General features: G+C 61.3%; 4 protein-coding genes, 1 tRNA gene and 2 pseudogenes. 4 read left to right on the top strand and 3 right to left on the bottom strand.

What is annotated here, in order from left to right; translation table 11 throughout:
• Nucleotides 1-618: pseudogene (locus tag VL598_RS00215) on the top strand (chloride channel protein); the annotation flags it as partial.
• Between the two features lie 469 nt (nt 619-1,087).
• On the opposite strand, the gene VL598_RS00210 reads toward VL598_RS00215, so the two are convergent.
• A tRNA-Arg gene (locus VL598_RS00210) sits at nt 1,088-1,163 on the bottom strand.
• Nucleotides 1,164-1,492: 329 nt separating this feature from the next.
• Between VL598_RS00210 and VL598_RS00205 the strand changes: the two genes are divergently transcribed.
• A complete protein-coding gene (locus VL598_RS00205; RefSeq protein WP_325324686.1) occupies nt 1,493-2,416 on the top strand; it encodes a c-type cytochrome in 924 nt (307 codons plus the stop codon).
• 16 nt (nt 2,417-2,432) lie between these two features.
• Here VL598_RS00205 and VL598_RS00200 read toward each other — a convergent pair whose 3' ends face one another.
• Nucleotides 2,433-4,523, bottom strand: coding sequence for a UvrD-helicase domain-containing protein (locus tag VL598_RS00200; RefSeq protein ID WP_325324685.1), 2,091 nt, complete (start codon nt 4,521-4,523; stop codon nt 2,433-2,435).
• Nucleotides 4,524-4,824: 301 nt separating this feature from the next.
• On the opposite strand from VL598_RS00200, the gene VL598_RS00195 reads away from it, so the two are divergent.
• Together VL598_RS00195 and VL598_RS00190 are read left to right on the top strand one after the other, a co-directional pair.
• Nucleotides 4,825-5,262, top strand: a complete 438-nt coding sequence (locus VL598_RS00195; protein WP_325324687.1) for a hypothetical protein — start codon at nt 4,825-4,827, stop codon at nt 5,260-5,262.
• Nucleotides 5,263-5,746: 484 nt separating this feature from the next.
• Nucleotides 5,747-7,795, top strand: a complete 2,049-nt coding sequence (locus tag VL598_RS00190) for an alkaline phosphatase family protein (RefSeq protein WP_325324684.1) — start codon at nt 5,747-5,749, stop codon at nt 7,793-7,795.
• 165 nt (nt 7,796-7,960) lie between these two features.
• On the opposite strand, the pseudogene VL598_RS00185 reads toward VL598_RS00190, so the two are convergent.
• Nucleotides 7,961-8,219 (bottom strand): annotated as a pseudogene (locus tag VL598_RS00185) (hypothetical protein); the annotation flags it as partial.

Below are 8,219 nucleotides of genomic sequence, written 5' to 3'. Positions count from 1 at the left end.
CGCTGGGTGGACTGGCAATCGGTGTCGGCGGACTGATCGGGCCACGTGCGCTCGGCCGTGACTTATGACGTGGTCGGCGATCTGCTGCATCAGAATATCGCGGTGCAGGCTGCGCTCGCGCTGCTTGCCGTGAAGGCACTGATCTGGATCGTCTCGCTCGCCTCCGGCACTTCCCGCGGCGTACTCGCCCCGTTGCTGATGCTCGGCGCCGGTCTTGGCGTCGTGCTGTCACATGCGCTGCCGCGTGGCGAACCGGCGCTATGGCCGCTCGTCTGTATGGCGGCCGTTCTCGGTGCCACGCTGGGTGTACCCGCTGACCGCGATCATGTTCGCGTTCGGCGTCACGCACGACAGCAATGCGCTGTTGCTGGTGCTCACTGCAACACTGACCGCGTACGGCTCCGTGACTCTCGTTATGGCCGTTCGATCATGACTGAGAACATCGCGCGACGCGGCCAGCATATCTATCGCGAGTACAGCGTCGATCCGCTCGAAGGTCATTATGTCGAGGATGTGATGACGACCGAGGCCGAGGCAATCGACGCGCAGCTGAGCGTGCGCGAATTGCTCGCGCGCTACTTCGGCAGCGCGCAGCGCTTTCGCGCGTACCCGGTGGTTGCTAACGACCCCTGAGCGGCCGTCGGCCGAGGCAGGATCCGCAACCTTTCCTCGGCCGCGCCTTTCTTATGGGGCGAAACCTCTTCAGCGTAGCGTTCCAGCAAATCGCCGAACGTGTTGCGTTCAGCTTCCGTGCGGTCAACAAAAGTTCCGCGATCCATTTCCGACTCGATGCGGCGCGCCCAAGCCTCCGCCTCCGCCCTGGTGTCGAATGTGCGCCATTGGGAGGGATATCCCACTCGGCGAATTTCTGCCCGCCAGTAGCCGCCCCGTTTCCAGATTCCTGCCATTTCAGCTCCAGACCGATTGGTGATTGTTGCGTCTGGGCTATTCTCAACTCCGCCACTTCTCCGCCAAATGGCGCATAAGGCGGGGTTTCGGGCGGTGCGAAAAAGACAAAAGGCCCTCGGCTTTCGCCGTAGGGCCTTGATTTATTTGGGTTCTGCGAACCCAGCATCCTGTCTAATTCTGGCGCGCCCGGCTGGGATCGAACCAGCAACCCCTGCCTTCGGAGGGCAGTACTCTATCCATTGAGCTACGGGCGCTTCAACGCGAAGGCGCCGCGACCTATCGAGGGATGCGGCGCCAAGCGAGACCAAGAGCATACCTTTTTTCTTCGGACGCGTCCACCGCTGCCCCCACGGCTCCGTCCTGTTCGCGCCCCAAAACTTCCCCACGCCATCATAATTACGACCCAACGTCAGGGCGCCAGCGCATCAGCGCACCACCGTGGGTGCCCCGTTAACCGACGCCAAAACCTGAGTCTATAATCGTCCGTGTTTAACCCGACCAATCAAGCCATTACCGCCTTCGCAGTCGTTGTCGTCACGCCGCACCGCTCCTCAGCCAGCACTCACACGGAGACGAAACAAGCATGAGCGAAGCCCCTCAAGGAGCCCCGATCAAGACCCCGGGGCAGTTGATTGCGGCCGTCGTTGCCGCGTTCGCAATTCCCATCGTCGTCATTTGGCTGCTCGCCTACCACGTCAACGAGACGGTGCGCACGGGTGCCGGCACGGACTTGCTCGCGGATGCCGCCGTCGCCAAACGCATCGCACCGGTCGCCCAGGTCACCGTGAACGACGCCAACGCGCCGCGCGCATTCAAAACGGGCGAGGAAGTCTTCAAAGCCGTCTGCGCCACCTGTCACGCCGCTGGCCTCGCCGGCTCGCCCAAGTTCGGCGATAACGCCGCCTGGGCGCCGAGGATCGCACAAGGCTATGACGCTCTCCTGCATTCGGCATTGCAGGGCAAAAACGCGATGCCACCACGTGGCGGCGCAACGCCGGACGCCTACAGCGATTATGAAATCGCCCGAGCGGTCGTCTACATGGCCAATGCCGGTGGAGCAAAGTTCGCGGAACCGTCCGCGCCGCCCGCACAAGGCCCGGGCGCAACAGCCACGGCACAAGCGGCTTCAGGCGCCCCCGCCCAATCGGCGGATGCCGCCGCGCAGGCCGCAGCACAGCAAGCCGCAACGGCAATGGCCTCGCTCAACGCGCCATCCGCCCCGGCAGCGGCGTCTCCCCCCGCCACCGCAACGGCCAGCGCAGATGCGGCACAAGCCGGCAAGGCACTGTACCAACAGGTCTGCCAAGCCTGCCACGCAGCCGGCGTCCTCAACGCACCCAAATTCGGCAACAAGGCCGACTGGGCGCCCCGGCTCAAGGAGCCAATGGACAAGATCTACGACTACGCGCTGCACGGCAAAGGTGCGATGCCACCGAAGGGCGGATCGACTGCCTCGGACGCCGACGTGAAAGCCGCAGTCGACTACATGGTCAACGCGGCCAAATAATCAGCACTCCTGATCATCAGGGCTTCTGAAGCAACGCCTTGAGGCTGGCAAGCCGATCCTTCGGGGTCATCGGCGCCTCCTCGGGCGTCGGCGGCGGCGCCTCGTCCAGCCCCATCTCGGCAATGAAGCGCGACGGCTCGCACACCACGGTTTCGCGTGCGCGCTTGCGCTTCTTGCACCAGTTCAAATGCAAACTGCGCTGCGCCCGCGTGATCGCCACGTACATCAAGCGCCGCTCTTCCTCGATGCGTGCGTCGTCGACAGGCTCGTCGTCGGCACCGCCTCTGTGCGGCATGATGCCCTCCTCCACGCCGACGAGAAAAACGTGTGGATACTCGAGCCCCTTCGAGGCATGCACGGTCGATAAGCGCACGGCATCGGGGTCTTCCTCCTTACCCTCGAGCATCGACATCAGCGCCACCGTCTGAATCAAGCCAAGCAGATTTTTGCCGTTATCGGTCAGGCCATCGGCCATGTCATAGCCCGTCGCCGTGCCGGCCTCGGCCTCGTCCGGTTCGGGTTTCGTGCCTTTGCGCTTGAGCCACTCGAGAAACTCAAGCACGTTCTGCCATTTACTCTGCGCCTGGCGTTCATCGAACGCATCGTATAGATACGCTTCGTAATGAATCGCCTCCATCAGGTCGTCGATGAGCGTAGTCGCGGGATCTTTCACCGCCCGCTCGCCGATGCGCTGAATGAAATCGCAAAAAATGCGCAGCGGCTCCACCTGCCTCGCCGATAACCGCGCTTCGACACCGCCCATATAGACGGCTTCGAATAGCGACACTTTCGCCTGCCCCGCAAACGAACCGAGCGCTTCAAGCGTCGTATTGCCGATACCACGCCGAGGTGTCGTCACGGCGCGAATGAATGCGGGATCGTCATCGGGATTGGCGATCAGACGCAAATACGCGCAGATGTCCTTGATTTCAGCCTTATCGAAAAACGACTGGCCACCCGAAAGCACATAAGGAATGCGCTCGCGTCGCAGCACTTGCTCGAAGATTCGCGCCTGAAAATTGCCGCGGTACAGGATCGCGTAGTCGCGAAATTGCGTGCGCCGCTCGAATTTGTGCGCCGAGAGCCGAAACACGACGGACTCCGCCTCATGCTCCTCGTCGTTGCACCCGGTCACGGTGATCGTGTCGCCCATCCCATGCTCGGACCACAGTTTCTTCTCGAAGAGCTTTGGGTTATTGGCGATAACGTTGTTCGCCGCGGTCAGAATGCGAACCGTCGAACGATAGTTTTGCTCGAGCTTGATGAGGTGCAGCTTCGGAAAATCTTTGCCGAGTTGCGCGAGGTTCTCGAGTGTTGCGCCGCGCCACCCGTAAATCGCCTGGTCGTCGTCGCCCACGGCCGTGAATGCCGCGCGTGGCCCCGCCAGCAGCTTGACCAGCTCGTACTGGCAAGCGTTGGTGTCCTGGTACTCGTCGATGAGCAGGTAACGCAGCTTGTTCTGCCAGCGGTCGCGCACAGTCTCGTTAGCGGCAAAAAGTTCGGCCGGCAGACGAATCAGATCGTCGAAATCGACGGCCTGATAGGCGTGCAAGGTCGCGACGTAATTGCGATAGACGATCGCAGCCTGATGCTCGTCCTCGTTCGCAGCGCTCGCGGCCGCCGCTTCTGGTTCGACGAGCCCGTTCTTCCAAAGCGAAATGATCGATTGGATCTTGCGAATAAAGCCTTTGTCGGTCGTGCCGACCTGCTCTTGAATCATCCCGAAGCAATCGTCGGAGTCCATGATCGAGAACTGCGGCTTGAGCCCGAGATGTTCGGCTTCCTGCCGGAGAATCTGCACGCCGAGCGAGTGGAATGTGCAAACCGTCAACTGATTGACAGGCACCTTACGACCTTCTTTGCCCGGCGTCGTCAGCGTCTTGCCTTCGAGCAGCTTGCCGACGCGCTCGCGCATCTCGGCTGCAGCCTTGTTCGTGAACGTGACGGCCGCGATATGGCGCGGCTCGAAACCTTTGCGCTCGATCAAATGCGCAATTTTCTGCGTGATCACGCGTGTCTTGCCGCTGCCTGCGCCGGCAAGCACGAGACACGGGCCATCGAGATAGCGCACCGCCTCACTCTGGGCGGCATTCAATCCTGCGGACATCGTCTTGGTGGATATGGCGGGGGTTTGCGGCTCGCGCGAAGCGGCTCGCAGGAGCGAGCCTCGCAAAAGCCATCGTGGGCGAGTGCGCGATGTTAACACGAACGCGCCACGCGACGATTCAACAAGATCGCGCACCCGTGCCACAATGCTGGCTTCGTCGCGCGCCTTGAATTTCGCTATCGCTCCTGAAGATCAAGCAAAGCGCGAATCGGGAAGGCGGCGGGGGAAAGCGGCGGCTGCTGTTCGTGCGGCACCGTGTAGACGCGGTTGGGTGCCGCAAACAAAAGCAACGACACTGAATATGGGAACGCAACATACGCTTCGAACGATCGCATGTACGGCTTTGATTTCATCACTAGCAGCATGCGTCGCCACGCCACCACCGCAAAAGGCGCGCGTTCCACAACCGGCCCAACTGACTCAACCGGCACGACCGGCTGAACCCGCTGCCCGTCCCACCCGTGTTCCTCGCACCCCGCCCCCGGCAGTGCATGAGACGGTGGACCTGCGTTTCAAGCAGGTCAACGAGCGCATCGACAACCTTGGCGTGCGCATCAACTGGAATGTCAACGCGGGGCGCTACGCGTCACCGGAAGCCAACGCGCTGCATCATCGCCTCGACGTCATTCGCCAAGAGGCTGGCGACATGGCAGCACAGCACGGCGGCGTACTCTCCGCGGACGAAGAACATTTGCTGAATCAAGAGCTCGACGGCGCCGCGCGGGCCATCGGAGGATGACGCCACCCCGCGTGTGCGGCTTTCAGCACGCAGCAGAGGCGACTTAGGCGCGTCCATCGCCTGCGTGGCTCTCGAGTGCCGAGGCGGGGTCACTCTCGTCGCTTGCGTCCATACCCGCAGCGGTGGGCCACAGCTCACGCTCACCGGCGCCCGGGCGTAGGTCACTGTCGCCTTTTTCTTCGCAGTCCTCATCAATTGGGCCGCACGAGCATTCGCTTGCCAAGCCAATACCTTACAACACGGCCATGGCGCACGTAGCAACGCGCGACAGAATGTAATCTTCGAACATCACTTAGAAAGAATTTCGTTGCCGCAATTCCATGATTTCGAAATCTTTTCGACTTACTTTCGTCATCGTCACACTCTATCGTCTTCTTCGCAGTACTAATTATTCCAACAGGCCGGCAACGACCACATAACCATACCGCTACGTATTTTCCGCAACAGCCGTATAAAACCGGCATTACAACGGAGAAGTACGTTGATGAAGCAGAAAGAAGTCCGACGGAAAGCCCTGCTGCGCGTGAGTCTCGTCAGCAGCGCGGCCGCATTGACCGTCGCCAGCGCGGTGTTCCCAGCGCTCGCGCAATCGCAATCGAATCGGCCGCAGACAAGCGCCGATCCCTCAATGCAAACAATCTCGCCGATCAAGCACGTGATCGTCATCGTCGGCGAAAATCGCACGTTCGATCAGGTCTTTGGCGGTTATAAGCCTGCCAACGGCCAAACAATCGAAAACCTGCTTTCGAAGGGCATTATCAATGCCGATGGTAGCCCGGGCCCGAACTTCGCGCTTGCGCAGCAAAACATGGCGCAAGCGACGGATCCGACCGTCTTCAACATGAGCCCGACGTCGAAGACGCCCTACTCCGTGCTGCCCGCGCCCAACACGGGTTCAGCGGCGAGTGCCGCAAGCGACACGAACCCGCCGCCATTCGCAACGCTCGCTGCCGCACAAGCCGCCGAAGGCAACGCGCTCGAGCCGCAGGATGTCGTTCACCTGACGACGGGCGCTACGGGTCTGGCCCAGGGCATCGTCGATACGCGTTTCGGTGCCAACACGTACAACCTGCCGAGCGGCCCCTATCAGATCTCGCGTGTCGGGCCCAACTACGATCAGTACGTAGCGAGCCCCGTGCATCGCTTCTATCAGAACTGGCAGCAATCCGACTGCAGCCTCGCGAGTGCCACTTCCACCAATCCCAGCGGCTGCAAAATGGATCTTTTCGCGTGGGTTGAGACATCCGTCGGCCAAGGGTCCAACGGCAGCGCGCAGCCGGGGAACTTCACGGATCAAACAACGAAAGAAGGCTCAACCGCGCTCGGTTTCTATAACACGAGCACGGGTGACATGCCCTACTTCACGCAGCTCGCGCAGCAGTACACGATCAGCGACAACTATCATCAGCCGGTGATGGGCGGCACGGGGGCGAACAGCATCATGGTCGGCACGGCCGATGCGCTCTACTACACGGACGGCAACGGCAACATGTCGACACCGCCGACCAACCAGATCGAAGACCCGCGTCCGATGCCGGGCACGAACAACTGGTACGCGCAAGACGGCTACTCGGGCGGCTCCTACAGCAAGTGTTCGGACGCCTCGCAACCCGGCGTCGGCCCAATCCGTAACTACTTGGGCTCGCTGCCGTACCATCCGAACCCGAACTGTGCAGCAGGCGCGTACTACCTGCTCAACAACTACAACCCGGGCTATAACGGCAACGGCACGGTGAATACGAGTAGCCCGTACACGATCCCGCCTTCGCCGGTTCGCACAATCGCCGATTCGCTGCTCGCGAAGAACATTTCGTGGAAGTACTACGGCGAAGACTGGAACACGTTCGTGACCAACCCATCGAAGAGCGTCTATTGCAACATCTGCAATCCGTTCCTCTATGAAACGTCGATCATGACGAACCCGGCAACCGTGAAGGCGCACTTGCAAGACACGACGGATCTCTATGCCGACATCTCGAACGGCACACTGCCGGCTGTCTCGATTGTGAAGCCGGGCGGACGTCTCGACGGGCACCCCGCCTCGTCGAAGTACGACCTGTTCGAAGGCTTCGCGCGCAAGATCGTCGATTCGGTGCAGAACAATCCGAAGCTGTGGGCATCGACCGCGATCATCATCACCAACGACGAGGGCGGCGGTTACTACGACTCGGGCTACATCCAGCCGGTCGACTTCTTCGGCGACGGCCCGCGCATTCCGCTGATCGTGGTATCGCCTTACTCGCAAGGCGGCCGCGTCGTGCATGAATATGACGATCACGCGTCGATCGTGAAGTTCATCGAGCGCAACTGGCAGCTTCAGCCGATCACGAACCGCAGCCGCGACAACCTGCCGAATCCGAAGCAGACCGGCGCCAACCCGTACGTCCCCGTCAACGCCCCGGCGATCGGCGACCTCTTCGGCGCATTCCGCTTCAATCAGGGCCAAGGCCAAGGCGGCAACAGCAATGGCTACGGCAACGGCAACGCTTCCGGTCACAGCAACAATGGCGGCAACGGATGGTGGCCGTTCTAAGATCGAACGGCTTACTCAGTAGTCAGTAGTCAGTAGTCACATCGCAAACGCGGCACGGCATCATGCGTGCCGCGTTTTTCTTGCCGAAGGCAAGGGCAACGGCCGGCTCTTTGCGGGTTGCATGCAAGGCCGCCGACCTGCGCCGAGGGGCACGCACGACGACTATCACACCGCTTCGAAACCATCGCTCTGGTGCCCAGCGATGCGCGCTTCGATCTGACCGATGACTTCGTCGGCCCACGCGCGCAGCAGCCGGTTTGACGCGACGCTCGCCGTCGAGCGTGCCAGAATGCGATACACCTCGCCGCGGCGAACCTTGGAGATACGGTGTGGGTCGAGCCAATCGTCGTTATGGACGAGCAGCCGCAGTGTCTCGAGCCCAATCAAAATCGGCCAAAGGCAAGCCAGCCTCAGCCGCACCGAC

The organism is Trinickia sp. (assembly GCF_035492435.1).
Lineage (GTDB): Bacteria > Pseudomonadota > Gammaproteobacteria > Burkholderiales > Burkholderiaceae > Trinickia.
This window is presented reverse-complemented; position numbering and strand designations above follow the sequence as displayed.

Excerpts from the sequence above, each read along its gene's own strand:
- VL598_RS00205 (WP_325324686.1), top strand. The coding sequence starts at position 1,493 with ATGAGCGAAGCCCCTCAAGGAGCCCCGATCAAGACCCCGGGGCAGTTG.
- VL598_RS00200 (WP_325324685.1), bottom strand. The coding sequence starts at position 4,523 with ATGTCCGCAGGATTGAATGCCGCCCAGAGTGAGGCGGTGCGCTATCTC.
- VL598_RS00195 (WP_325324687.1), top strand. The coding sequence starts at position 4,825 with ATGGGAACGCAACATACGCTTCGAACGATCGCATGTACGGCTTTGATT.
- VL598_RS00190 (WP_325324684.1), top strand. The coding sequence starts at position 5,747 with ATGAAGCAGAAAGAAGTCCGACGGAAAGCCCTGCTGCGCGTGAGTCTC.